17 protein-coding genes are annotated in these 24,880 nt (G+C 74.2%); 11 read left to right on the top strand and 6 right to left on the bottom strand.

The features are described 5' to 3' along the window. Positions 1–31: 31 nt before the first annotated feature. Entirely contained in the window at positions 32–466 is a 435-nt protein-coding gene (locus tag AB0H28_RS08765) for a DUF4307 domain-containing protein (RefSeq protein ID WP_358036121.1), read from the bottom strand. A 245-nt stretch (positions 467–711) separates the two neighbouring features. Between AB0H28_RS08765 and mca the strand changes: the two genes are divergently transcribed. From mca to AB0H28_RS08750, 3 genes are all read left to right on the top strand, one after another. Further along, the gene (mca, locus tag AB0H28_RS08760) at positions 712–1,593 is read left to right on the top strand and encodes a mycothiol conjugate amidase Mca (protein ID WP_358036119.1); all 882 of its coding nucleotides are present in this window, start codon (positions 712–714) and stop codon (positions 1,591–1,593) included. A gap of 48 nt (positions 1,594–1,641) precedes the next feature. Further along, positions 1,642–1,926 (top strand): hypothetical protein, encoded by a 285-nt coding sequence (locus tag AB0H28_RS08755; protein ID WP_358036117.1) that lies wholly within the window; start codon positions 1,642–1,644, stop codon positions 1,924–1,926. 221 nt (positions 1,927–2,147) lie between these two features. Beyond that, positions 2,148–4,637 carry a bifunctional diguanylate cyclase/phosphodiesterase gene (locus AB0H28_RS08750; protein ID WP_358036607.1) on the top strand — a complete coding sequence of 830 codons (2,490 nt, stop codon included), beginning with the start codon at positions 2,148–2,150 and terminating at the stop codon, positions 4,635–4,637. Between the two features lie 141 nt (positions 4,638–4,778). Here AB0H28_RS08750 and AB0H28_RS08745 read toward each other — a convergent pair whose 3' ends face one another. Continuing rightward, positions 4,779–5,804: a phosphatidylinositol-specific phospholipase C domain-containing protein gene (locus tag AB0H28_RS08745; protein ID WP_358036115.1), complete on the bottom strand. Its 1,026-nt coding sequence runs from the start codon at positions 5,802–5,804 to the stop codon at positions 4,779–4,781. Positions 5,805–5,947: 143 nt separating this feature from the next. Here AB0H28_RS08745 and AB0H28_RS08740 point away from each other — a divergent pair, with 143 nt between their 5' ends. From AB0H28_RS08740 to purE, 3 genes are all read left to right on the top strand, one after another. Then, the gene (locus tag AB0H28_RS08740) at positions 5,948–7,984 is read left to right on the top strand and encodes a thioredoxin domain-containing protein (protein ID WP_358036113.1); all 2,037 of its coding nucleotides are present in this window, start codon (positions 5,948–5,950) and stop codon (positions 7,982–7,984) included. Between the two features lie 76 nt (positions 7,985–8,060). Further along, positions 8,061–9,221 carry a 5-(carboxyamino)imidazole ribonucleotide synthase gene (locus AB0H28_RS08735; protein ID WP_358036111.1) on the top strand — a complete coding sequence of 387 codons (1,161 nt, stop codon included), beginning with the start codon at positions 8,061–8,063 and terminating at the stop codon, positions 9,219–9,221. 110 nt (positions 9,222–9,331) lie between these two features. After that, the gene (gene purE, locus AB0H28_RS08730; protein ID WP_358036605.1) at positions 9,332–9,823 is read left to right on the top strand and encodes a 5-(carboxyamino)imidazole ribonucleotide mutase; all 492 of its coding nucleotides are present in this window, start codon (positions 9,332–9,334) and stop codon (positions 9,821–9,823) included. A 358-nt stretch (positions 9,824–10,181) separates the two neighbouring features. Here purE and AB0H28_RS08725 read toward each other — a convergent pair whose 3' ends face one another. Continuing rightward, positions 10,182–15,095, bottom strand: coding sequence for a permease (locus AB0H28_RS08725; protein WP_358036109.1), 4,914 nt, complete (start codon positions 15,093–15,095; stop codon positions 10,182–10,184). A gap of 152 nt (positions 15,096–15,247) precedes the next feature. Continuing rightward, the gene (locus AB0H28_RS08720; protein ID WP_358036107.1) at positions 15,248–16,675 is read right to left on the bottom strand and encodes a UDP-glucose/GDP-mannose dehydrogenase family protein; all 1,428 of its coding nucleotides are present in this window, start codon (positions 16,673–16,675) and stop codon (positions 15,248–15,250) included. Positions 16,676–16,920: 245 nt separating this feature from the next. On the opposite strand from AB0H28_RS08720, the gene AB0H28_RS08715 reads away from it, so the two are divergent. Next, positions 16,921–18,084 (top strand): acyl-CoA dehydrogenase family protein, encoded by a 1,164-nt coding sequence (locus tag AB0H28_RS08715; RefSeq protein WP_358036104.1) that lies wholly within the window; start codon positions 16,921–16,923, stop codon positions 18,082–18,084. Between the two features lie 95 nt (positions 18,085–18,179). On the opposite strand, the gene AB0H28_RS08710 is transcribed toward AB0H28_RS08715, so the two are convergent. After that, positions 18,180–18,839, bottom strand: coding sequence for a hypothetical protein (locus AB0H28_RS08710; protein WP_358036102.1), 660 nt, complete (start codon positions 18,837–18,839; stop codon positions 18,180–18,182). Between the two features lie 23 nt (positions 18,840–18,862). Here AB0H28_RS08710 and AB0H28_RS08705 point away from each other — a divergent pair, with 23 nt between their 5' ends. Together AB0H28_RS08705 and AB0H28_RS08700 are read left to right on the top strand one after the other, a co-directional pair. Continuing rightward, entirely contained in the window at positions 18,863–19,378 is a 516-nt protein-coding gene (locus AB0H28_RS08705; RefSeq protein ID WP_358036100.1) for a hotdog domain-containing protein, read from the top strand. 299 nt (positions 19,379–19,677) lie between these two features. Next, entirely contained in the window at positions 19,678–21,645 is a 1,968-nt protein-coding gene (locus AB0H28_RS08700) for an acetoacetate--CoA ligase (protein WP_358036098.1), read from the top strand. An 83-nt stretch (positions 21,646–21,728) separates the two neighbouring features. On the opposite strand, the gene AB0H28_RS08695 is transcribed toward AB0H28_RS08700, so the two are convergent. Beyond that, complete coding sequence (locus AB0H28_RS08695; RefSeq protein WP_358036096.1) at positions 21,729–22,418, bottom strand: TIGR03089 family protein; 690 nt, start codon at positions 22,416–22,418, stop codon at positions 21,729–21,731. Positions 22,419–22,568: 150 nt separating this feature from the next. Here AB0H28_RS08695 and AB0H28_RS08690 point away from each other — a divergent pair, with 150 nt between their 5' ends. Together AB0H28_RS08690 and AB0H28_RS08685 are read left to right on the top strand one after the other, a co-directional pair. Further along, positions 22,569–23,714, top strand: coding sequence for a glycosyltransferase family 1 protein (locus tag AB0H28_RS08690; RefSeq protein WP_358036094.1), 1,146 nt, complete (start codon positions 22,569–22,571; stop codon positions 23,712–23,714). A gap of 67 nt (positions 23,715–23,781) precedes the next feature. Further along, the gene (locus AB0H28_RS08685; RefSeq protein ID WP_358036092.1) at positions 23,782–24,873 is read left to right on the top strand and encodes a sugar phosphate nucleotidyltransferase; all 1,092 of its coding nucleotides are present in this window, start codon (positions 23,782–23,784) and stop codon (positions 24,871–24,873) included. Positions 24,874–24,880: the final 7 nt, after the last annotated feature.

Genomic DNA, 24,880 nt, shown 5'->3' with positions numbered 1-24,880 from the left:
GCGTGTCCCGGCGGCTCGCCGGGTGCCCGGCTCAGCCGGCCGGTCGGCAGCGCAACACCTCGCCGATGAACGGCCGGGCGCTGGTCGGCACCTCCTGTCGGGACCGGACGTGCCGCCGGCCCGGTGCGGCGGTCACCGTGGCCTCGACGTGGCCCACCTCGGCGCCGTCGTACGAGCGGGCCCGCAGCAGACAGGTGGCGGAGCCGCCCGGCGGCACGGTGACCCGGAAGTCGACCACCACCCGGGAGTCGGTGATCCCGGTGTAGCTGATCATCTCGCCCCGGTAGTCGGGATCGCCGTACTGGGTGTAGAGCTTCGCCGCGCCCAGCCCGAGGACGGCCAACGCGACGGTCACCACCAGGGCGAGCAGGAGCGGCCGGCGGCGCCCCGGCTCCCGGCGGCGGCCGTAACGGCCGGGCGGGAAGACCGGCGCGTCCGGTGCGACTGTGGCGTGCGTCTCGCTCACCGGCGGGTATCTCCTGGGGTCGTTGTCGGCGGCATCGGCAAGAATGGCAGGGTCCATCTTCCCAGCCCGGCGCTGAGCCAAGGATGGCAGGTCGGCCTCGACCGGCGCGGGTGGTTCCGGCCACTCCGGCAGGCGGCGGCGACCGGCCGGCACGGGGGCTTTCGCGGGCGCGGGGGGAGATTCCGGCAGGTCAGCCGGTCGGCCCGGGTGGGTCGGTCGGCGGGCACAGACGAGGAGCGCCGAAGGTGGCAGAGCAACTGCGTCTCATGGCGGTGCACGCCCATCCCGACGACGAGTCGAGCAAGGGCGCCGCCACCATGGCGAAATACGTCGCCGAGGGGGTGGATGTCCTGGTCGTCACCTGCACCGGCGGTGAGCGGGGCAGTGTGCTGAACCCCAAGATGGACCGGCCGGACGTGTGGGCCAACATCGGCGACATCCGCCGCGCCGAGATGGACGCCGCACGCGCCGTGCTCGGCGTCGAGCAGGCCTGGCTCGGCTTCGTCGACTCCGGGCTGCCCGAGGGCGACCCGCTGCCGCCGCTGCCGGAGGGCTGCTTCGCCCTGCAGGAGGTGGAGGTCGCCGCCGCGCCGCTGGTGCGGCTGATGCGGCAGTTCCGCCCGCACGTCGTCACCACCTACGACGAGGAGGGCGGCTACCCGCACCCGGACCACATCATGACCCACCAGGTGACGGTGGCGGCGTTCGAGGCGGCCGGCGACCCGGAGCGTCACCGGGAGCTGGGCGAGCCGTGGCAGCCGCTGAAGCTCTACTACGACGTGGGCTTCTCCCGCGCCAAGATCCTGAGTCTGCACGAGGCGATGCTCGCCGCCGGCCGCGAGTCGCCCTACGGCGAGTGGATGAAGCGCTGGGAGGGCCGGCCCGACAAGGGGGAGCGGGTCACCACCCGGGTCGACTGCGCCGCCTACTTCCCGGTCCGCGACGACGCGTTGCGTGCCCACGCCACCCAGATCGACCCGGACGGGTTCTGGTTCCAGGTGCCGATGGACCTGCAACAGCGCGCCTGGCCGACGGAAGACTTCCAACTCGCCCGCTCGCTGGTGGACAGCCCGCTCCCCGAGTCGGACCTCTTCGCCGGGGTGCGCGAGACGTGCCATGCCGGCTGACGCCCGTGGGAGCTACCCTGGTCGTCAGCCGCACATCGGAGGAACACCATGCTGACCACCGCCCAGGTGCTCGCGGAGAACAACTTCGGTGACACCCGCACGGGTGGTCTGGCCGGCCCGATGGGCCTCTTCCTCATCGTCGCGCTGGCCACCGTCACCGTCCTGCTCATCCGCAACATGAACGCCCGGCTGCGCCGGTTGCCCGACCGGTTCCCGCACCCGACCGAGCCGGGCCGGGCGGACGCGGCAGTCGTCGATCCGACAGACGGTGCCGTCGAGCAGGATTCACCGACGAATGCTCCCAACGGCCCCCAGCAGCGCCGCAACGGCTGAACACCGCATGAATCACGCCCGAGCCGGTCGTTCACCCCTGTTGCGACCACCGGCTTTGGCTTAGCCTTCCGCCGGGGGGCCGTCAGGCCCCGGACCCTGCGCGGGAGGGGGACGCCGATGTCGAAGGCAGCAGCGGGTCCCGACCGTGCCCCGATTCCACGTGCCGCCGAGGCGGGGCCGTGACCTCCGAACCGGCCGACCGTCCCCCGGATCGGCTCGGCCTGCGCGGCACGCCGCTGAGCGTCGTCCTGCTCTCCGTGGCGGTCGCGGTCACCGGGCTGCTGGCCGCTGTGCTCGGTCTCGGCGTGCCCGCGCACCTGCCGGCGGACGACCCGCTGCCCGGCCCGGCCCGTTTCGGCCTCGCCGCGGTGGCCTTCGCCGTGGCCCACCTGGCCCGGCTGCGTTTCCGCACCGCGGCCGGGATGGTCAGCATCACCTGGGGCGAGGCCGCGCTGGTGGTCTGCCTCTGGCTGGTTCCCGCCGGCTGGCTCCCGGCCGCGGCGCTGCTCGGCGCCGGCGCCGCGTGGACCACGATGTCGCTGGTCGCCGACCGGCGCCCGGTGCTGGAACTGGTCCGCATCACCGGCTCGCTCACCGTCGCCACGGCGCTGGCGGGGGCGGTCGCCAGCGCGCTCGGCCGGCCGCTGCTGGCCGGGTCCACCCCGGAACTGGCAGTCGCGCTGAGCGCCGGCGCGGTCACCTACCTGGTCACCACCGGCTGGCTGGGCGCCGCCACGATCGCCCTGCGGCACGGCATCCCGATCGGGCCGCCGCTGCTCGCCGCGCTGCGCGGCAAGCTGCTCATGTTCGTCGGCAACGTCGCGGTCGGCCTGGTGGTGGTCGCGCTGCTGGCACTCGACCCACGCTGGCTGCTGCTCCTGCCGCCGCCGCTGTGGCTGCTCCAGCAGACCTACCGGCACCGGCTGCGCGCCGACGCGGAACGGCGGACCTGGCGGGCCTTCGCCGAGGCCACCGCCGCGCTCAACCAGCTCGACGAGCGCGGGGTGGCGACCGCCGCGGTGAGTGGCGCGCTCACCCTCTTCGGCGCCGAGCTGGTCGAGGTGGACGTGGCGCGCGGGGACGGGCGCTGGCGCCGCTACCGGGCCGACCGCGGGGGGCAGGTGCGCGATCGCGAGGTGGAGCCCGCGGCGTGCGTCCGCTCCGGCGAGCACGAACTGGTCCGGCGGCTCGCCGTGGGCGCCGTCGAGGTGGGCCGACTGCGGGTGCGGTTCGCCCGGTCCGCCCCGCCCAGCCACGCCGAACGCGACGGGGTGGCGGCCTTCGGCGACGCGCTGGCCGCCGCCCTGCACGACGCCGCGACCCACCGTGAGCTGCGGCTGGTCACCGCCCGGTCGTCGTACGAGGCGGTGCACGACCAGCTCACCGGGCTGCTCAACCGGGCCGCCCTGCTGACCCGCGGTGACCAGGCGCTGCGGCAGAGTCCGCACGACCACCCGGTGGCCCTGCTGCTGCTGGACGTCAACCAGTTCAAGGAGGTCAACGACACCCTCGGGCACGCCGCCGGTGACCAGTTACTGCGGCTGACCGCCAACCGGCTGGCCGTGCTGACCCGGCCCGGTGACCTGCTCGGCCGGCTCGGTGGGGACGAGTTCGCGCTGCTGCTCACCTCGGTCCCGGTCGTCGAGGACCGGACGGCCCCGCTGGCGTACGCACTGCGCCAGGCTCGGGAGGTCGCCGAGCGGCTCGCCGCCCCGGCCGAGGTGGCCGGCGTGCGGATGTCCGTCGAGGTGTCGGTCGGCGTGGTGGTGGCCGACGCCGGCACCGCCGACCTGACCGAGCTGCTGCGGCGCGCCGACATCGCCATGTATCAGGCGAAGGAGGGCGGTGGCAGCGTCGCCGCGTACGACAGCTCGCGGGACGCGGCGAGCACCGACCACCTGGCGTTGCTCGCCGAGCTGCGCGAGGCCCTGGCCGCCGACGACCAGCTCGTGCTGGCGTTGCAGCCGGCGGTGGACCTGGCCACCGGCGCCCCGACCGGGGTGGAGGCGCTGATCCGCTGGCGGCATCCGCGTCGGGGCTGGCTCGGCCCGTCCGACTTCATCCGTCCGGTGGAGCACAGCGAGCAGCTCGGCAGCTTCACCCGCTACGTGCTGGACAAGGCACTGGAGGTGGCCGCCGGATGGGCGCGGGAAGGGCTCGACGTCCCGATCTCGGTGAACCTGTCGGCGCGTAGCCTGCTCGACCCGCGGCTGCCCGCCGAGATCGAGGAGGCGTTGCGCCGGCACCAGGTCCCGCCGCACCGGCTGGTCTTGGAGATCACCGAGACGGTGGTGATGAGCGAGCTGGAGGTGATCGACGAGGTGCTGGCCACGCTGCGCACGATGGGCGTGCAGCTCGCCGTCGACGACTTCGGCACCGGCTTTTCCTCGTTGACGTTCCTCACCCGGATCGCGGTGGACGAGTTGAAGGTGGACCGCTCCTTCGTGCTCCGGATGGCCGACTCGCCGGAGGCGGCGGCGATCGTCCGTACCACCGTCGGGCTCGCCCACGAGCTGGGCCTGCGGGTGGTGGCCGAGGGCGTGGAGACGGCCGAGCAGCGCACGGCGCTGGCGGAGCTGGGCTGCACCGCCGCCCAGGGCTACCACTTCTTCAAGCCGATGCCGGCGGACAAGATCGGCGCGGTGCTCGGGTCGCTGCGCGACACCTCCCGCGGCAACGTCTTCCCGCTGCGCGCCGACGGCGCCTCCTGACCCCCACCGCTCGCCCCCCGTCGCCCCCCGCCCGTCGCCCCGCCGCCCGTCGCCCGCCGCAGATTCACGGAAAGCGTGGCCATCCCGGCCCGGATGGCCACGCTTTCCGTGAAACAGGGCGGCTGAGGGGCGGGGTGGTGGTCAGCCTCGGGGGAGGACGTCGTCGAGGACCGTGGGCAGGGTGGACCAGTCGGCGGAGGCGATGCTGGCGTGCGCGCGGGCCAGTTGGGCGACCCGGGCCGCCGCCGCGTCGGCGTCACCACCGGGGACGGCCGGGGACACGTTCTGCGCGTCGGTCATCACCAGCAGGTAGTGGTTCGCGTCGTACCAGGCGGTGTCGATGCTCCCGCCGAGGTACGCCGAGGCGTCGCCGTCGAAGAGCACGAACCACTGCCGCAGGGCGGTGTCCGCGTACCGGGAGCGGGGGTCGCCGGCCTGGGCGCGGTGCACGGCCGGGAACGCCCGGGCGGTGCCCAGCGTGCCGGCTGCCGCCAGGCCGGCCAGGTGGCGGGCGTACTCCACGTCGGTCCAGAGCGTGTCGGTCGGGTTGCCCTCCTCGACGGTGCCGGGGATTAGCTCCACGAGCACCCTGCCGGCGAGCTGCGCCCGGGTCGGCCAGGCGTCCGCGCGGGCGGCGGCGTCCAGCGTGGGGTGGCCGCCGAGCAGGTCGGCCGGGCGGAACACCCGGTCGCCGAGCCGCGCGGCGAGCACCGCGTCGAGCTGGGCCGGCCCCTGCCCGGTACGGCTGCTGAAGCCGGTCTTGAGTTCCAGCTTGAGGATGATCGGCCCGGCCTCGGGGTGCGCGCCCAGCCAGACGCGAATGTCGTCCAGGCAGTGCTCCAGGTTCTTGTTCCGGGTGCCGGTGTAGAGCTGCGCCGCGCTGGTGGCGGCCACGCAGTTGTTGTCGTTGCCGAACGGGTTGCTGTGGCTGACCCGCCACTGCCGGGTGAGCACGTCCGGCCAGACGTCCAGCTCGATCAGGCCGGGTCGGGCGTCGAGCGCCTGCGCCAGGTAGGTGTAGGTGCCGCGCTCGTACGTGTTGTGGATCCCGACGGCGGTGCTGGCGGACCACCTGGTCTGCGGTGGCACGTCGGCGGACGCGGCGCCGGGGGCCAGCGCGGCGCCGGCGAGGGCGGCGAGGGCGAGCAGGGCGGGAAGTCTGCGCATGGACCGTCTCCTTCGGACGACCCGGCGGCGGTCGACGCCGGGCATGCGCCGATCTAAATAGAAGAAGGTGAATAGCGAAAGGACGTTCCGTGGCTCGCGCCGGTCCGGCGGCGACCCCGCAGGCCGGCGGATAGGGTCGGGTGGTGAACCGACTTGCTCAGGCCACCTCGCCCTACCTGCTCCAGCACGCCGACAACCCGGTCGACTGGTGGCCCTGGTGCGACGAGGCGTTCGCCGAGGCGAAACGACGCGACGTGCCGGTGCTCATCTCGGTCGGTTACGCGGCCTGCCACTGGTGCCATGTGATGGCCCACGAGTCGTTCGAGAACGAGGCAGTGGCCCGGCTGATGAACGACGACTTCGTCTGCGTCAAGGTCGACCGGGAGGAACGCCCCGACGTCGACGCCGTCTACATGACCGCCACCCAGGCGATGACCGGCCAGGGAGGCTGGCCGATGACGGTCTTCGCCACCCCGGACGGCACCCCGTTCTTCTGCGGCACCTACTTCCCCCGCGCCAACTTCATCCGGCTGCTCGGTTCCGTCGCCACCGCCTGGCGCGACCAGCGGGAGGCGGTGCTGCGCCAGGGCGCCGCCGTGGTCGAGGCGATAGGTGGCGCCCAGGCCGTCGGCGGCGTGACCGCCCCGCTCACCGCCGAGCTGCTCGACGCCGCCGCCGCCCAGCTCGCCAAGGAGTACGACGAGACGAACGGCGGGTTCGGCGGCGCGCCGAAGTTCCCGCCGCACATGAACCTGCTCTTCCTGCTCCGGCACCACCGCCGCACCGGCTCGGCGCGAAGCCTGGAGATCGTCCGGCACACCGCCGAGGCGATGGCCCGCGGCGGCCTCAACGACCAGCTCGCCGGCGGCTTCGCCCGCTATTCGGTGGACGGCCACTGGACCGTGCCGCACTTCGAGAAGATGCTCTACGACAACGCGCTGCTGCTGCGGGTCTACACCCAGCTCTGGCGGGTCACCGGCGACCGGCTGGCCCGCCGGGTGGCCCGCGACACCGCGCGTTTCCTCGCCGACGAGCTGCACCGGGCGGGCGACGGCTTCGCCTCGGCGCTGGACGCGGACACCGAGGGCGTCGAGGGACTCACCTACGTCTGGACGCCCGCCCAGCTCGCCGAGGTGCTGGGGGAGGACGACGGCCGGTTCGCCGCCGACCTGTTCGGTGTCACCGCCGAGGGCACGTTCGAGCACGGCAGCAGCGTGTTGCGGCTGGCCCGCGACGTCGACGACGCCGATCCGGCGGTGCGGGCCCGCTGGCGCGACGTGGTGGGCCGGCTGCTCGCCGCCCGGGACACCCGTCCCCAACCGGCCCGCGACGACAAGGTGGTGGCCGCCTGGAACGGGTTGGCGATCACCGCGCTGGCGGAGTTCCAGCAGGTCGCCGCGCTCTACGCGTCGCCCGACGACGAGGACGCGAACCTGATGGAGGGTGTGGTCATCGTCGCCGACGGGGCGATGCGCGACGCCGCCGAGCACTTGGCCGCCGTGCACCTGGTCGACGGCCGCCTGCGCCGGGTGTCCCGGGACAAGGTCGTCGGCGAGCCGGCCGGGGTGCTGGAGGACCACGGCTGTGTCGCGGAGGCGTTCTGCGCGCTGCACCAGCTCACCGGCGAGGGACGCTGGCTGACCCTGGCCGGTGAGCTGCTCGACGTGGCGTTGGCCCGGTTCGCGGCGCCCGACGGCGGTTTCTTCGACACCGCCGACGACGCCGAACGCCTGGTCACCCGGCCCGCCGACCCGACCGACAACGCGACCCCGTCCGGCCGCTCGGCGATCGTCGCGGCGCTTGTCGCGTACGCGGCGTTGACCGGGGAGAACCGCTATCGGGAGGTGGCCGAGAAGACGCTGTCGACGGTCGCGCCGATCGTCGACCGGCACGCCCGGTTCACCGGCTACGCCGCCACGGTCGGCGAGGCGCTGCTGTCCGGGCCGTACGAGATCGCGGTGGCGACCGACGACCCGGTCGGTGACCCGCTGGTGGCCGCCGCGCGCCGGCACGCCCCGCCCGGCGCGGTGGTGGTGGCCGGCGCCCCGGACCAGCCCGGCGTGCCACTGCTGGCCGAGCGCCCGCTTGTCGACGGGCGGCCCACCGCGTACGTCTGCCGGGGTTTCGTCTGTCAGCGGCCGGTGACCTCGGTCGACGAGCTGGTGGCCCAGCTCGGCTGAGTGGTGGGTGACGCCGGTCGGGCGCAGCCGCCCTCGCGGACGGGGGTGCCGGCGGCCCTTATAGGCTGGCGGCGTTATGGACTCCCGGACCGGACTTCCCGTCGTGGGCATGGTGGGTGGCGGCCAGTTGGCCCGGATGACCCACCAGGCCGCCATCGCCCTCGGCCAGTCACTGCGCGTGCTGGCGGTCGCCCCCGACGACGGCGCGGCGCTTGTCGCCGCCGACGTCCAGTACGGCGACCACACCGACCTGACCGCGCTGCGCACGTTCGCCAAGGGCTGTGACGTGGTCACGTTCGACCACGAGCACGTGCCGAACGCGCACATCCGCACGCTGACCGACGAGGGCGTGAAGCTTTTCCCACCGGCCGAGGCGCTGGTGCACGCGCAGGACAAGCGGGTGATGCGGGAACGGCTGGGCGGGTTGGGCGCGCCCAACCCGGCCTGGCGTCCGGTGGAGTCGCCGGCCGACCTGGTCGCGTTCGGCGCGGAGACCGGCTGGCCGGTGGTGCTCAAGGCCGCCCGGGGCGGCTACGACGGTCGGGGCGTCTGGCTGGTGGACGACGCCGACCGGGCCGCCGAGCTGGCCGCGACGCTGCTCGACGGCGGCACGCCGCTGCTGGTCGAGGAGCGGGTGGCGCTGCGCCGGGAGCTGGCCGTGCAGGTGGCCCGGTCGCCGTTCGGGCAGGTCGCCGCGTACCCGGTGGTGGAGACGGTGCAGCGCGACGGGATCTGCGTCGAGGTGCTGGCGCCCGCGCCCGACCTGCCCGAGGAGCAGGCGGTCGCGGCGCAGCAGCTCGCGATCGACCTGGCCACCGCGCTCGGCGTGGTCGGGCTGCTGGCGGTGGAGCTGTTCGACACGCCGGCCGGGCTGGTCGTCAACGAGTTGGCCATGCGCCCGCACAACTCGGGGCACTGGACCATCGAGGGCGCCCGCACGTCGCAGTTCGAGCAGCACCTGCGGGCGGTGCTCGACTATCCGATGGGGGACACCTCGCTCACCGCGCCGGTCGTGGTGATGGCGAACGTGCTCGGCGGGGAGCCGGGTGGGATCTCCATCGACGAGCGGCTGCACCATCTGTTCGCCGCCGAACCCGGCGCCAAGGTCCACCTCTACGGCAAGCAGGTCCGGCCGGGCCGCAAGATCGGGCACGTCACGGTGCTCGGGACCGATCTGGCCGACGTACGGACCCGAGCCGCGCGCGCGGCCCGCTGGCTCCAGGAGGGACGTGCATGAGCGAACGCACCGAGCGGAGCGAGGGCCGTGAGGGCATGCCCGGTCGGCTCGGCATGAGCGAACGCACCGAGCGGAGCGAGGGCCGTGAGGGCATGCCCGGTCGGCTCGGCATGAGCACCGTCGGGCTGATCATGGGGAGCGACTCGGACTGGCCGACCATGCGGGCCGCCGCCGAGGCGCTCGACGAGTTCGGCGTGCCGTACGAGGTCGGCGTGGTCTCGGCGCACCGCACCCCGGTCAAGATGATCGAGTACGGCCGGGAAGCCGCCGCTCGGGGCATCCGCGTGATCATTGCGGGCGCGGGCGGGGCGGCCCACCTGCCCGGCATGGTCGCCTCGGTCACCCCGCTGCCGGTGATCGGGGTGCCGGTGCCGCTCAAGCACCTGAACGGGATGGACTCGCTGCTGTCCATCGTGCAGATGCCCGCCGGCGTGCCGGTCGCCACCGTGTCGATCGGCAACGCCCGCAACGCCGGCCTGCTCGCCGTGCGTATCCTCGGCGCCTCCGACCCCGCGTTGCGTGACAAGATGGCCGCCTACCAGGCGAGCCTGGAGGATCTGGTGGCCGAGAAGGAAGCCGCGCTCCGCGCCGCCCTGGCCTGACCGCCGCCCTCCCGTGCATTGCTCACGCTGAGTATTCGCACCGCGGTGTCGCTCTCCGTGATCGACTGCGGCGGGGTCCGTTAGGGCCTGCCGCCGCCTTTGCTCTGCAGCCTTCCACGCAGCACCGCTTCTGCCTGCGGCGTTGGGTTTCGCCGCGAAGCCGCGCTTGACGGCAGCGGTCACACCGAGTGACTGCTGCCTCCGTGGCTGCAGAGCAAAGGCGGAAAAGCACTACCGGTCGCGGCCCGCACGTCGTCACGCAAAGTGTTCGAGCCCGTCGAGCCCGTCGAGCCCGTCGAGCCCGTCGAGCCCGTCGAGCCCGTCGAGCGGTGAGGTGTTCAGGCCGTGGCCGGTCGCCTCAGCGCATCCCGCGCAGCGCGGTCTGCAAGCGCTCCTGGGCACGGCGGCGGCGCTCGTTGCTCGCGCCGAGCACCAGCAGGACCAGGCCGACCGGGATCAGCACCAGCCAGGGACCGAGGCTGAACAGCGCGTGCACCGCGGCGATCGCGGTCACCGTGGCACCGACGATCACCGGCGCCTGCTGCCGGCTCGTCGAGCCGAAGATCAGCACCGCCACGGCGCCGAGCAGCAGCAGCACCTCCCGCAGCATGGTGGAGTCGGTCGCCACCACGATCGCCAGCGAGGGCAGGAACGCGGCGACCAGAGCCGGCCCGTACGCCACCCAACTCGACATGTCCGGCCGGTGACGCAGTTGCAGCACCCCGACCAGCAGGGCCAGCGCCGCGAACGGCAGCGTGTACGCCTCGGGCAACGCCACCTCGGCCACCCGCATCAGGATCCACCAGGCGCTGATCTCGCAGGCCACCACCGCCCAGAACAGCAGGTTCCGTTCCATCGGACGTCGTCCCGGCCGGCTGGCCGCCACCCCGAGCACGGCGCCCCAGGCGGCCAGCAGCGCGGCGATGTGCCGGGGCGAGTCGTACGCCAGGGCCAGCGCGATCAGCGCCGCGCCGTAACCACTCCACTCGACGGTGGCCGCCTCCCGGTAGGCCTCGGGCCGCCGCAGCCGGGGCAGGGTGGCGGCGAAGACCTGCAACGCGGCGCCGACGGCGAGCACCCCGAACGCGGACCAGACCGCGGCCAGCCCGGCCACCAGACCCAGCGTGAGCACGAAGAGCTGGGCCATCAGCGAGGCGAACAACCAGCCGAGGATCCGGGCCCGCTGGGTGGTGCCGAAGAACGCGGCGACCAGGCCCACGGCGACCGCGCTGCCCAGCGTGATCAGCGTCAGGTCGCGGGTGGCGAGGCTGCCGGCGAGCCCGGCGCCGCCGGCGGCCAACCCGATGACGAAGACCAGCACCCGGGCGACCCGGATCGAGCGTCCCGGCTCGGCCAGCGCCGGCGGCGGCGTCAACGCCAGCCCCAGCATCGAGATGGTGAACACGACCAGGCCCGCCTGGGCGGTCACCGGCCAACCCTGACCGAGCGCCACCGGCGTGATCAGCAGGGTGAGAGCCGCCCCGGGCAGGATCACCGGCACCGCCCGGGACCGGCGACCCCCGCTGAAGCCGCTCGCCGCCAGCGCCGCGGTCGCGGTGAGCAGCAGCGCGGTGAGCACATGGGTGGGGTCCACGGCGTCCGGCGGCGGCGTGAGCAGTTCCGGCGGCGGCCCCTGCCACACCCGACCGAGCACCACGAACGTCGAGAAGAGCGCGACCACCAGCGGTGGCGCCAGGGTGACCAGCGCCAGCGCGGTGGGCAGCGCCGCCGCGGCCAGCGCCCCGGCGGCCGGACTGACCCGCCACCGCAACTCGGTCGGCGCCTCCCGGTCCCGGCGCAGCGCCCCGTCCAGCAGCGCCGACCAGCGGCGTACCGGCCGGGCCGAGCCGGCCGGCGGGACAGTGGCCGCCCGGATCAGTTCGGCGAGCACGCCGAGCAGCGCCGCCGCCGCGGCGAACACGCCGGCGGGCAGGTGGACGAGGAGGGCGGCGACGGCGGTGACGGTGGCCGCGCCGACGACGGCCACGCTGGCGTACGGAAGGTACTGCGGCACCTGCCGGCGGACCGCCGCGACCAGGGCCAGGCCGATGCTGGCGGCGGCCAGCGCGGCGGTGAGCACCACCTGGGCGGGACGGCCGAACTCGGCGGACAACGCGGCCACCGCGCCGGGCAGAGCGAACAGGGCCGCCCCGGCGGCGGCGCCGCCCACCTGGACCAGGTGCGGCGGCATGCCCTCGGCGCGGACGTCCTGCACCAGGGTCGGCGCGAACGAACGGGCCAGGGCCGCCACGGTCACCCCGATCAACGCGATGCTGCCCAGGGCGAGCGCGGTGGTCCAGGGCCGGACCAGCCCGGCACCGGCGGCGTGCAGCGCCACCACCCCGGCCACGGTCGCCCGGGACAACGCGGCCCGCGGGTCCGCGGCGGCCACCGCCGCCGCTCCGTAGACCGTGGCCACCATGGCGCCGACCAGCACCGGCGACCACCAGGGCAGGTCGAACGCCGCTGGCGCGCCCACAGTGGCGAGCACCGCGGCCACGCCGGAGACGTCGTACTTCCACGGTGGCGGCAGCAGGATCGCGGCGGTCACCGCGAGCAGCGCCAGTGCCACCGGCGCCTGCCAGGTCGCCCCGCCGGTGGGCGCGGCGGGCCAGCCGCTCAGGTCCCCGGCCCAGATCGGGCCGGGGGTGGCCAGCACCCCGACGCCGCCGCGCAGCGCGCTCCAGGCGGCGACGAGACCGATAAGCGTGCCGCCGGCCGCGATGCCGAGGATCGGCCCGCGCCGCCACTCCTCCGGCAGGGCCCGGGCCGCGACGGCCACCACCAGCACCAGCACGGCCGCCACCACGAGTTGGCCGCCCGGCGCGAGCACCGCGGCGATCCGGGCGAGCGTGGCGACCAGCGCCACAGTGGTCGCGGCGAGGGCCAGGTCCGACCCGTCGAGCGACATGTCGGCGCGGCGGCCGGCGTCGATCCGCGGGGCCAGCGCCAGCAGTACGGCGCTGATCAGCAGCAGGCCGCTCACCCAGGCGTCCGCCGAGGTGGCGCCGGGCGCACCGAACCCGGCGGCGGCGACGGCCACCGCGCCGAGCACCGTGCCGAGCGCGTGCGGCGTGCTCAGTTGCCGCTGCGCCACCTGGACCAGGGCGGCGTAGGCGAGCGTCACGCAGACGGCGAGGAAAATCGCGGCGAGGATCGGGACGGTGATCTCGCGCAGGTTGGCCGGCGTGGGTGCCGGTGGCGCCGGCACGGTGGCGGCGACGAACGCGGCCACCGCGCCGGGCAGGGCGAACGCGGCGCCGCCGGCCGCCCAGGCGCAGACCGGATCCGTCGCGGCGGCGGCGATCCGGACCCGGGGTGCGAGCGAGACCAGCGCGCCGGCCAGGAAGAGCAGGGTCAGCGCGGCGGCGGTGAGCGCCGGCCGGGCGAGCGCCGCCCCGGCCCCGACCAACCCCAGCCCGGCGGCGGTCACCGCGTGCGCCGCGGCGGCGCGGTCGGTGCCGGCGGTCAGCCCGAGCACGCCGACGGCCACCGCGGTCAGCAGCATCGGCCAGCAGGCCGCCGCCCAGCCCAGACCGAGCGAGGCCGGCACGGCGAGCGCGGTGAGCGCCGCGCCGACCACCGCGAACTCCCGCCGGATCTCCGCCGGCAGCGCGACCACGGCGGCGACGGTGAGCAGCAGGGCGCTCGCGGCGAGCTGCCAACCGGTGGGGCCGACCGCCCGGGCCAGTTCGGCGTGCCAGCCGCTCAGGTCGGCCGACCAGGCCGGCAGCGCCGCCCGGACCGGGGCCAGGCCGGCCCGCAGCGCGCCACCGGCGACCACCAGGCCGCTGACCGTGAGCGCCACCGCGGAGGCGACCTGCGGGCCCCGGCGGGCCGCCTCCGGCATCGCCCGGACCGCGAACCCGGTGAGCGCGATGACCGCCGCGATCAGCAGCAGGGACCGGCCGGGGAGGGCCACCGAGGCGACCCGGCCGAGCGCGCCGATCACCGCGAGCGTGACGATGCCGGCACCCACGTCGGGCAGCGGCGGCCGGCGCAGCACCAGCGTGCCGGCCAACGCGGTGAGCGCGGCCAGCAGCAGCACCGCGCCGGCGGCCGCGGCGGCCGGCACGGTGGCGGAACGCAGCAGGGCGGTGACCGCGTACGCCAGCGCGAGCGCGAGCGCCACGCCGTGCAGCAGCCAGGTCAACTCACCCAGCCACGGCACCGGCCGGGTCGCCGGGGCGGTGGCCGGGCCGGCGGGTGGCTCCCCGCCGAGCGCCTCGGCGGACTCCTCCGGCGCGGACTCGGGCCGGTCGTCGTCGAGACGCTGCGGGGGCGGGGCCGCGACCCGCGGCGCGGCGGTCGGCAGGTCCGCCCGGACCGGCCGTTCCCGCACCACCGCGGACCGGACCAGCGCCAGGTCCAGCACGGCCACCACGGTGAGCGCCAGGGCCCACCCGGTCGGCCCGGTGATCCGCTCGTACGCCAGCAGTGGCAGCACCGGCTGGGCGGCCAGCACGGTGGCGAAGCGGGGCGCGCGCAACCCGGTGCCGTACGCATAGCCGACCGCGACCACGGTGGTGACCAGAAAGATCGAGCCGGCGAACGCGGCCCCCGAGGTGCCGCCGCCGATCCGGTCGACGGCCCAGACCGCGTAGCCGGCCAGCGGCACGAGCAGCAGCCCGACCGCGGCGATGGTCTCGGCGGTCGAGGTGAGACCGCGGCGGGCCAGCACCGGCGGGGCGAGCAACATCAGCACGGTGGCCACCAGCAGCACGCCGAGCCGGGCCAGCGCGTCCATCGAGCTGGTGGCGACCGCGGCGAAGACCACCGCCGCGACGCCGAGCAGCAGCGCGCCGAGGCCGAGAGGGATGTTCTGCACCTCGCGCGAGGACGCCTCCGGCGGATGCTCCGGGTCGTCCGCGTCGAGCCACTGCGGTCGGCCGCGCGGCGGCGACGGGGGCAGGTCGTCCGGCGCGGGTGGCGGGGTGCCCTGGCGGGGCACCCGGGGCGGGGCGCCGGTGGCGGCGGTGGGCGGGCGGCGCCCCGGACGCCGGCGCAGCACCTTGCGGGGCCGGGTGGCCTGCTTGATCCGCTCCTCACCGGCGTGCGCCAGGATGTCGCGTTGGAAGAGGGCGGCCTGCATCTTGGCGGCGATCTGCCGCTGCTCGCGGGCGATCTCGGCGTCGCGGGCCTTCATCTCGGCGATCGAGCGCTCGATGTCGGCCAGGTGCTCGGCCCACTGTGACTGCTCCGCGCCGCAGTGCGGGCAGACGGCCGCGGGTTTGATCTCCCGCCCGCACGCGGCGCACCTGAAGCTCTCCACGACAGTCTCCCGTCCGCCCGCGCCCGTCGCACTGTGGACCTCTCAGAGGCAGCATGCCTTGACCGGGCCGGGATTTCGACAGTTGCCGGCGCGTTCCGGGCAACAAAAACGGACCGGCCGGCTCCCCGGCCGGCCGGTCCGTGCCCGATCGGTCAGGGGCGGCCGAGGCCGCGGTACTCCCAACCGGCCTGCGTCCACAGTGTGGAGTCCAGGCAGTTACGCCCGTCGACGACCTTGCGGCCGTTGACCAGCTCGCCCATGGCCACCGGGTCGGCGTTGCGGAACTCGGCCCACTCGGTGAGCACGCAGACCAGGTCGGCGCCCTGCACGGCGTCGTTCATGGTCTCCTCGTAGGCCAGGCCGGGCACCGCGCGGCGCGCGTTCTCGATCCCCTGCGGGTCGAAGACGTGCACGTCGGCGCCGGCCTTGCCGAGCAGCGCGGCCACCGCGAGGGCGGGCGCGTCGCGTACGTCGTCGGTGTTGGGTTTGAAGGTGGCGCCCAGCACCGCGACCCGGGTGCCGGAGAGGTCCGGACCGGCGGGGCCGGAGCGGCGGCCGAGCAGCTCGGCGGCGAGCTGCACCACCCGGGTACGCCGACGGTTGTTGATCAGGTCGACCTCGTGCAGGAAGCGCAGCGCCTCGCCGGCGCCGAGTTCCTGAGCGCGGGCCTGGAAGGCGCGGATGTCCTTGGGCAGGCAGGCGCCGCCGAAGCCGAGCCCGGCCTGGAGGAAGCGGTTGCCGATCCGCGGGTCGTAGCCGATGGAGCGGGCGAGCTGGGTGACGTCGCCGCCGGCGGCCTCACAGACCTCGGCCATCGCGTTGATGAACGAGATCTTGGTGGCCAGGAACGCGTTCGCGGCGACCTTGACCAGCTCGGCGGTGGCGAAGTCGGTGACCACCAGGGGCACCTCGCGGTCCTCGGTGGCGGCCAGGTCGAAGACGCCCTTGTGCGCGGCGAAGAGCATGCCGTTGGCCCACTCGCTCTTGACCCCGACCACGATCCGGTTGGGGCGCAGCACGTCGTCGACGGCGAAGCCCTCCTGGAGGAACTCGGGGCTCCACGCCACCTCGACGCCGAGGTCCGCCGGGGTGTGCTTGCCGACCAGCTGCTCCACCCACTCGGCGGTGCCCACCGGCACGGTGGATTTGCCGACGATCAGCGCCTTGCGGGTCAGGTGCTGCGCCAGGTTGGTCACCGACGCCTCGACGTACGACAGGTCGGCGCCCATGCCGTCGGCCCGCTGCGGGGTGCCGACGCAGATGAAGTGCACGTCGCCGAAGTCTGCGGTCTCGGCGATGTCGGTGCTGAACCGCAGCCGGCCGGCGGCCAGGTTGCGCCGCAGCAGCTCGTCGAGGCCGGGCTCGTGGATCGGGACCTCACCCGCGTTCAGCTTGGCGATCTTGTCGGCATCGACGTCGAAGCCGAGCACCTCGTAGCCCAGCTCGGCGTAGCAGATGGCGTACGTCGCGCCGAGGTAGCCGGTGCCGAGGAAGGTCACCCGGGGGCGAGCCGAGCCCGACGGCGGGGTGACCGCGGCGATGGCGGGCATCGGCTGGGAGTTCGGGTACGGGATCGTCACGCCTGTCTTCTCCGCTCGCGCTGGCGGCGCATCCTCGCGTCGCATCTGCTGGGGCGCCTAGGCCGGGCACCGAGGGGACTGGATTCTGGTGTGAGGGTAGTGGGTCGGGTGGGTGACGCTCGGCCGCGAGCCTACCCGCCGGTAGGGTTCGATCCGAGCCTGGTGGCTATTCTTCAGTCTGCGGCAGTCGGCGGCCCCCGGGCGGCACAGACTGCGCATGATAGCGGTGAAAGGGGAGGGCCGACATGGCCGCAGAGCAGTCGTTCGACGTCTACCGGTTGCCGGAGGAGCACGAGGCGATCCGGGAGGCGGTCCGTGAGATCTGTGCGGCGAAGGTGGCTCCGCATGCCACCGAGGCGGACGAGACGGGTGAGTTCCCGAAGGCGTCCTACGACGCGCTGCGGGCGGCCGACTTCCACGCCCCGCACGTCCCGGTGGAGTACGGCGGCGCCGGCGCGGACGCGCTCGCCACGGCCATCGTGATCGAGGAGGTGGCCCGCGCCTGCGCCTCGTCCTCGCTCATCCCGGCGGTGAACAAGCTGGGCACGATGCCGCTGCTGCTGGCCGGCTCGGAGGAGCTGAAGCGGAAATACCTCGCCCCGGTCGCCGCCGGCGACGCGATGTTCTCCTACTGCCTGTCGGAGCCGGAGGCGGGTAGCGACGCCGCCTCGATGACCACCAAGGCGGTGCGTGACGGCGACCACTGGGTGCTCAACGGCGTGAAGCGGTGGATCACCAACGCGGGGATCTCCGAGTTCTACACCGTCTTCGCGGTGACCGACCCCACAGCCCGGTCGCGGGGCATCTCGGCCTTCGTGGTGGAGAAGTCCGACCCGGGGGTCAGCTTCGGGGCGCCGGAGAAGAAGCTCGGCATCAAGGGCTCGCCGACCCGCGAGGTCTACTTCGACAATGTCCGGATCCCGGCCGACCGCATGATCGGCGACGAGGGCACCGGCTTCGCCACCGCCATGACGACCCTGGACCACACCCGGGTCACCATCGCCGCCCAGGCGATCGGCATCGCGCAGGGCGCGCTGGACTACGCCAAGGGCTACGTCCAGGAGCGCAAGCAGTTCGGCAAGGCGGTCGCCGAGTTCCAGGGCATCCAGTTCATGCTCGCCGACATGGGCATGAAGCTGGAGGCGGCCCGGCAGCTCACGTACGCCGCCGCCGGCAAGTCCGAGCGGGGCGACGCGGACCTGACCTACTTCGGTGCGGCCGCGAAGTGCTTCGCCTCGGACGCCGCCATGGAGATCACCACCGACGCGGTCCAACTGCTCGGCGGCTACGGCTACACCCGCGACTACCCGGTCGAGCGGATGATGCGGGACGCCAAGATCACCCAGATCTACGAGGGCACCAACCAGGTGCAGCGCATCGTGATGGCCCGCCAACTGCTCAAGGGCTGAGCGGCGGAGCCGTCGGGCCGGGACCCGACTCTGTCTGTGCGCCGCGGGGCGGCGAACGGGTGGACCGGCCGGCGTCCGGCCGGTCCACCGGGTGGTCAGTGGGACTGGTCGGGGCCGTCCGGGCGGGTGCCGGCGCGCGGCGGCGCCGACCAGGGCGACTCACCGCCGGTGCGGCGGGGCAGGGGTTCGGTGGGGGTTTCCGGATAGGCCAGTGTGAGCGGGGCCGTGTCCGGGTCCCTCGGCGGGGCGGGCGGGGGCCAGTCGGCGGGCGCGGGCCGCTGCTCGGCCGGTGTGCCGTCCGGGGTCAGCTCCGCCCCGTCCGTGCGCGGCGCGGGTCCACGCCGCCACCGTGCCGCGCTGAACACGGCCATCAGCAGCAGCATGCCGATGAGGAACAGCGTGCCGTTGTCCAGCGGCTGGCGTAGCGGCAGCGGGTCGCCGAGCAGCTTCAGGTCGCCGGGAACCCGGTCCCGCACGCTGAACGGGGCGACGAACAGTCCGACGTAGGGGGCCACCAGCAGCAGTCCCGCCACGAGCGGGCCGAGCGGTGAGAAGCGCAGCGTGCCGAGCAGGCCGAGCAGGACGCCGGCGACGCCGAGATAGACGGCCGGCTCGATCAGGTTGGGGGTGCTGTACGTACCGATCTCCACCCAGCGGTCGACGGTCCGCCCAGATCCGTCCTGACCGAGGGTGACGAGCACCCAGGTGACGGGCGCCACCACCACCCCGGCGAGGAAGCTCCAGAGATGTCGCATCCGCGCACCGTACCGTTTCCGGCATGACAGATCATCCCGCGGTCCCGTCGGGTAAGCCGACCTCGTACTCCCGCGTCACGCTGAGTCGCATCATGACCGCTGTCGATGTCAATCTGTACGGGACCGTGCACGGTGGGGTACTGATGAAGTTCGTCGACGACGTGGCCGGCGCGGCGGCGGCCCGGCACAGCGGCGGCACCGCGGTCACCGCCTCCATCGACGAGATCGTCTTCGCCGAGCCGGTCCGGGTGGGGGATCTGGTGCACGCGCACGCCCAGGTCAACTGGACCGGCAACACCTCGATGGAGGTCGGCGTGCGGGTGGTCGGCGAGCGCTGGGACTCGGCCGAGGACGAACCGGTGCGGGTCGCCACCGCCTACCTCGTCTTCGTGGGGGTGGACGTCGGCGGCGCGCCCCGCGCGGTGCGCCCGGTGCTGCCCGAGACGGCGGAGGACGAGCGCCGCTTCCGGGAGGCGGAGATCCGGCGGGCCCACCGCCTGGCTCGCCGCCGCGCCATCCAGGCCCACCGCGCCGCCTGAGGTGTAAGGAGGGGCCCCCTCTTAACGCCTCCGGTAGAGCTATGCGCCCCGCTTGACGGCCCGGCCCGCGCTGACGTCGTCGCGCCGGGCGCGGGGTGTTAAGCGGGGCCCCTTGTTATGCAGAATGCGTTAACAGGGGGCCCCTCCTTACGTCCGGCCCACATGGATGAGGGGCGGGGGGTGTGGGGTGGGCACGCCCCGTCGGCGGGGGTCGGTGCGGAGAATGGCGGCACCAGGTAGGGCAAGATGGCGCCACGGCCCATGCACAGAGTCGTGCCGGGCCCAGGGAGGGTGGAACTGTGGGTGACGTGCTCTGGACGCCGCCGGCCGACGTGCGTGAACGGTCCCGGATCGGTGCCTACCTGCGTTGGCTGGCCGAGCACCGGGGGCTGGAGTTCGCCGACTACGACGCGCTGTGGCAGTGGTCGGTGACCGACCTGGACGGGTTCTGGTCCTCGATCTGGGACTACTTCCAGGTGCTCGCACACACGCCCCCGACCGCGACGCTGGCCGGGAGGTCCATGCCCGGCGCCCGCTGGTTCCCCGGCGCGACGCTCAACTACGCGGAGAACGTGCTGCGGATGCCGGGGCTCGGCGACGACGACCCGGCGGTGATCGCCCACGGGCAGACCCGCGCGCCGGAGACGCTCACCGTGGCGGAGCTGCGCGACCGGGTCCGCCGGGTGGCCGCCGGCCTGCGCCGGCTCGGCGTGGGCGCGGGCGACCGGGTGGCGGCGTACGCGCCGAACATCCCGGAGACGTACGTGCTGCTGCTGGCCACCGCGAGCCTGGGCGCGGTCTTCTCCTCGTGCGCGCCCGAGTTCGGCACCCGCAGCGTCACCGACCGCTGGCAGCAGATCGAGCCGTCGGTGCTGGTGGCGGTGGACGGCTACCGGTACGGCGACAAGCCGGTCGACCGACGCGCCGAGGTGGCCGCGATCCGGGCCGCGCTGCCGTCGCTGCGGCACACCGTCGCCATCGGGTATCTCGATCCGGACGGCGACCTGCCGGAGGGCGCGATCGCCTGGGCGGAGCTGGCGGCGGAGACCGACGAGCCGGCGTCGTTCACCCCGGTGCCGTTCGACCACCCGCTCTACGTGCTCTATTCCTCGGGCACCACCGGCCTGCCGAAGCCGATCGTGCACGGCCACGGCGGCATCCTGCTGGAGCACCTGAAGATGCTGGCGCTGCACCACGACCTGGGCCCGTCCGACCGGTTCCTCTGGTTCACCACCACCGGCTGGATGATGTGGAACTTCCTGGTCTCCGGGCCGGCGGTGGGCGCGGCGATCGTGCTGTTCGACGGCAACCCGGGCCACCCGGACCTGGGCGCGTTGTGGCGGCTGGCGGCGGAGACCGGCACCACCTACTTCGGCACCTCGGCGCCGTTCCTGCTGGCCTGCCGCAAGGCCGGGCTGGTGCCGCGGGAGATCGCCGACCTGTCCGCGCTGCGCGGCCTCGGCTCGACCGGCGCGCCGCTGCCCGCCGAGGGCTTCACCTGGGTGTACGAGAACGTCGGCGACCGCCTCCAGCTCCAGTCGCTCTCCGGCGGCACGGACGTCTGCACCGGGTTCGTCGGCGGGGTGCCGCTGCTGCCGGTGCACGCCGGTGAGATCGCCTGCCGGGCGCTGGGCGCGAAGGTGGAGGCCCGGTCCGCCGACGGGTCGGCGGTCATCGGCCAGCTCGGCGAGTTGGTGATCACCGAGCCGATGCCGAGCATGCCGGTCGGGTTCTGGAACGACCCGGACGGCGCCCGCTACCGGGAGGCGTACTTCGAGGTCTATCCCGGGGTGTGGCGGCACGGCGACTGGATCACGGTGAACGAGCGCGGCGGTTGCGTGATCACCGGCCGGTCCGACGCCACGCTGAACCGGGGCGGGGTGCGGCTGGGCACTGCCGAGTTCTATTCGGTGGTGGAGGGCCTCGACGAGGTGCTCGACTCGGTGGTGGTGCACCTGGAGGACGACGAGGGCGGCGCGGGGGAGCTGTTGCTGTTCGTGGTGTTGGCCGACGGGCTCGAACTCGACGACGACATGCGGAAGAAGATCTGCCGCGAGCTGCGTACCGCCCTGTCGCCCCGGCACGTGCCGGACGAGATCCACCAGGTCCGCGCCGTGCCGCGCACGTTGAGCGCGAAGAAGCTGGAGGTGCCGGTCAAGAAGATCCTCACCGGCACCCCGGTGGACCGCGCGGCGGCGAAGGGCGCCCTGGCCAATCCCGAGTCCCTCACCGCCTTCGCCGCTCTGGCCCGGCAGCGCACCGCCTGACCTTGCTGATCCGGCAGCCCCCGACGAAAGGGGCGAACCGGCCGGGCTCGGGGTCGGGAGGGTGCGGGATCGGGGGGCGGGGCTCAGGTCAGGGGGTGGGTGGCCTTCTCCGTCCCGGCGCGGGCGGGCAGGCGGGCCGGGTCGGGGTGGGCGCAGGCTACGACGCTGGCCCCGGCGGTCAGCGGGGCCAGCAGCCAGTCGACCGGGTCGGGGTGCCGCGTCACGTCGACCAGGAGGCGGTCGCCGGCGGTGAGACCCAGCTCCGCGGCGCGGGCCTGCGCGCGGGCCAGCAGCGCCGCGTCCCCCTCGCCGGCATCGGGGTACGGGGTGAAGTGGTCGCCGTGCCCGCGTACCGCCGAGACGAAGTCGGCGCACCCGGCCGGCACCTCGCGCATCGGCAGGGCGAACGGGTCCAGCGCCAGCGCGTACCGCTCGCCGGCCGGCCACCGGCGCGCCTCGTCGACCCGGTCGACGGCGGTGAACAGCACCTCCACCGGCCCCGGAGCGTCGACCACGGTGAGCTTCGCCGACCAGCAGCCGAGCAGCACCGCGGCGGTCTGCCAGTGCGGCGGCAGCAGCACGCCGGCCGGATCACCGGGCGCGCAGCCGATCTCGTCCACGAGCAGGTTGGCGGTCTTGGCCACCCAGTTCGCCAGCGTCGCGCCGGAAAGTTCGGTGCGTTCGCCGGTGGCGTCGTCATACCAGGTCAGCAGCGGTCGGGTGGGGTCGGTCGCGATCGCGTCGGCGAACACCCGGGCAATGTTGTCGGCCATCGGCGCGAACGATACGCGCCCGGAGTGCGTACTCGATGACAACGACAAGTCGGCGTACCGTCGGGTCGCAGTCAGCGTCGGACACCCCGCCCGGCGTAGGCTTGCCGACAGTGTTGTTCCCCACAACCGCGCCACCTGAGGAGTCGCCCCGTGACCGCCGGTCGTCCGCCCCGCGTTCTCATCGACGCCACGAGTGTCCCCGCCGATCGCGGCGGCGTCGGTAGATACGTCGACGGCCTGCTCGGCGCGCTCGGCCGGGTCTGCGGCGACGGCGTCGACCTGGCCGTGGTGAGCCTCCGCACCGACCTGGAGCGCTACACCCGGATGCTGCCCGGCGCCGAGATCATCCCCGCCCCGGCGGCGGTGGCGCACCGGCCGGCCCGGCTCGCCTGGGAGCAGACCGGCCTGCCGCTGCTGGCCCAGCAGATCGGCGCGGAGGTGCTGCACTCGCCGTTCTACACCTGCCCGCTGCGGGCCGGGTGTCCGGTCACGGTCACCGTGCACGACGCGACGTTCTTCACCGAGCCGGAGCACTACGACAAGTCGCGCCGGACGTTCTTCCGCAGCGCGATCAAGACCTCGCTGCGTCGCGCCGCCCGGGTGATCGTGCCGAGCAAGGCCACCCGGGACGAGCTGATCCGGCTGCTCGACGCCGACCCGACCCGGATCGACGTGGCCTACCACGGCGTCGACCAGGCCGCCTTCCACGCGCCGGGCGACGAGGAGAAGGCCCGGGTCCGGGCCCGCCTGGGGCTGGGTGACAACAGCTACATCGCGTTCCTGGGCGCCAAGGAGCCGCGCAAGAACGTACCCAATCTGATCCGCGGCTGGGCCCGGGCGGTGGCCGACCGGCCCAACCCGCCGGCGCTCGTGGTCGCCGGCGGCCAGGGGCACGACGACGACATCGACCGGGCCGTGGCCGAGGTCCCCTCGCACCTGCGGCTGCTGCGCCCCGGCTACCTGCGCTACGCCGACCTGCCCGGTTTCCTCGGCGGCGCGCTCGTCGCCGCCTACCCGTCCTACGGCGAGGGGTTCGGACTGCCGATCCTGGAGGCGATGGCCTGCGCGGCGCCGGTGCTGACCACGCCGCGGCTCTCCCTGCCCGAGGTGGGTGGCGACGCCGTGGCGTACACCAGCGAGGACCCGGACCAGATCGCCGCCGACCTGGCCGCCCTGCTCGACGACGAGCAGCGACGGCTCTCCCTGGCCAAGGCCGGCTTCGACCGGGCCAAGGAGTTCACCTGGGAGTCCAGCGCGGAGGTGCACATCGCCGCCTGGCGGCGGGCCCGGTCCTGACCGTCCGACGCGGTGACGCCCGGCCGACGCGCCGTGGCGGCTCGCCCGCTTCGGGCATGATGTGCTGATGTTCTACGCCGTCATCCCGGCGGGCGGCAGCGGCACGAGGTTGTGGCCGCTGTCCCGCGCCGGCCATCCGAAGTTCCTCCACCCGCTGACCGGCACCCCCGCCTCGCTGTTGCAGGCCACTGTCGACCGGTTGGCGCCGCTGACCACACCGGAGCGCACGCTGGTGGTCACCGGGGCCGCGCACGCCGCGGCGGTGGCACGGCAACTGGCTGGCCTGCCGGAGGAGAACGTCCTGGTGGAGCCGTCCCCGCGAGACTCCTGCGCGGCCATCGCGCTGGCCGCCGCGGTGATCGCCGAACGTGCCCCGGACGCGGTGATGGGCTCGTTCGCGGCCGACCACCTGATCGGCGACCCGGACCGCCTGGCCGTGGTGGTGCGGCAGGCGATCGTCGGCGCCGAGCAGGGGCTGCTGATGACGGTGGGCATCACCCCGACCCGTGCGGAGACCGGCTACGGCTATCTGGAGACCGGCGATCCGGTGGCCGACGGGCCGCTGCGGCCGGTGCGCGAGTTCAAGGAGAAGCCCGCGGCCGAGGTGGCCGAGGGCTACGTCCGCTCCGGCCGGCACCTCTGGAACGCCAGCATGTTCGTCTGGCGGGTGGACGTCTTCCTGGCCGAGCTGGCCCGCCAGCAGCCGGCGCTGCACGCCGGGATCACCGCCATCGCGGCGGCCTGGGGCACCCCCGAGCAGGACGACGTGCTCGGCACCGTGTGGCCGACGCTGCCGAAGATCTCGGTCGACTACGCGGTGATGGAGGGCGCGGCGACCGCCGGCCGGGTGGCGACCGTGCCGGGCGACTTCGGCTGGAACGACGTCGGCGACTTCCACACCCTGGGCGAGGTGCTTCCGGCCGACTCCGCCGGCAACGTGGTGCTCGGCGGCGACGCGAAGCCGGGGGTGCTGCTGCACGACACCACCGGCACCGTGGTGGTGCCGCACTCGGGTCGGCTCGTCGCCACGGTCGGCGTACGCGACCTGATCGTGGTGGACACGCCGGACGCGGTGCTGGTCTGTCCCCGCGACCGGGCGCAGGACGTGAAGAAGGTCGTCGACCAGCTCAAGGAGCGTGGCGAGGAAGGGCTCATCTGACCCGGGT

Origin of the sequence: Micromonospora sp. NPDC050980 (assembly GCF_040653835.1) — a bacterium.
Lineage (GTDB): Bacteria > Actinomycetota > Actinomycetes > Mycobacteriales > Micromonosporaceae > Micromonospora.
Note: the sequence above shows the minus strand (reverse complement) of the source record. Positions and strands in the feature narration are given on the sequence as shown.

Excerpts from the sequence above, each read along its gene's own strand:
- AB0H28_RS08755 (WP_358036117.1), top strand. The coding sequence starts at position 1,642 with ATGCTGACCACCGCCCAGGTGCTCGCGGAGAACAACTTCGGTGACACC.
- AB0H28_RS08745 (WP_358036115.1), bottom strand. The coding sequence starts at position 5,804 with ATGCGCAGACTTCCCGCCCTGCTCGCCCTCGCCGCCCTCGCCGGCGCC.
- AB0H28_RS08735 (WP_358036111.1), top strand. The coding sequence starts at position 8,061 with ATGGACTCCCGGACCGGACTTCCCGTCGTGGGCATGGTGGGTGGCGGC.
- purE (WP_358036605.1), top strand. The coding sequence starts at position 9,332 with ATGAGCACCGTCGGGCTGATCATGGGGAGCGACTCGGACTGGCCGACC.
- AB0H28_RS08715 (WP_358036104.1), top strand. The coding sequence starts at position 16,921 with ATGGCCGCAGAGCAGTCGTTCGACGTCTACCGGTTGCCGGAGGAGCAC.
- AB0H28_RS08710 (WP_358036102.1), bottom strand. The coding sequence starts at position 18,839 with ATGCGACATCTCTGGAGCTTCCTCGCCGGGGTGGTGGTGGCGCCCGTC.
- AB0H28_RS08705 (WP_358036100.1), top strand. The coding sequence starts at position 18,863 with ATGACAGATCATCCCGCGGTCCCGTCGGGTAAGCCGACCTCGTACTCC.
- AB0H28_RS08695 (WP_358036096.1), bottom strand. The coding sequence starts at position 22,418 with ATGGCCGACAACATTGCCCGGGTGTTCGCCGACGCGATCGCGACCGAC.
- AB0H28_RS08685 (WP_358036092.1), top strand. The coding sequence starts at position 23,782 with ATGTTCTACGCCGTCATCCCGGCGGGCGGCAGCGGCACGAGGTTGTGG.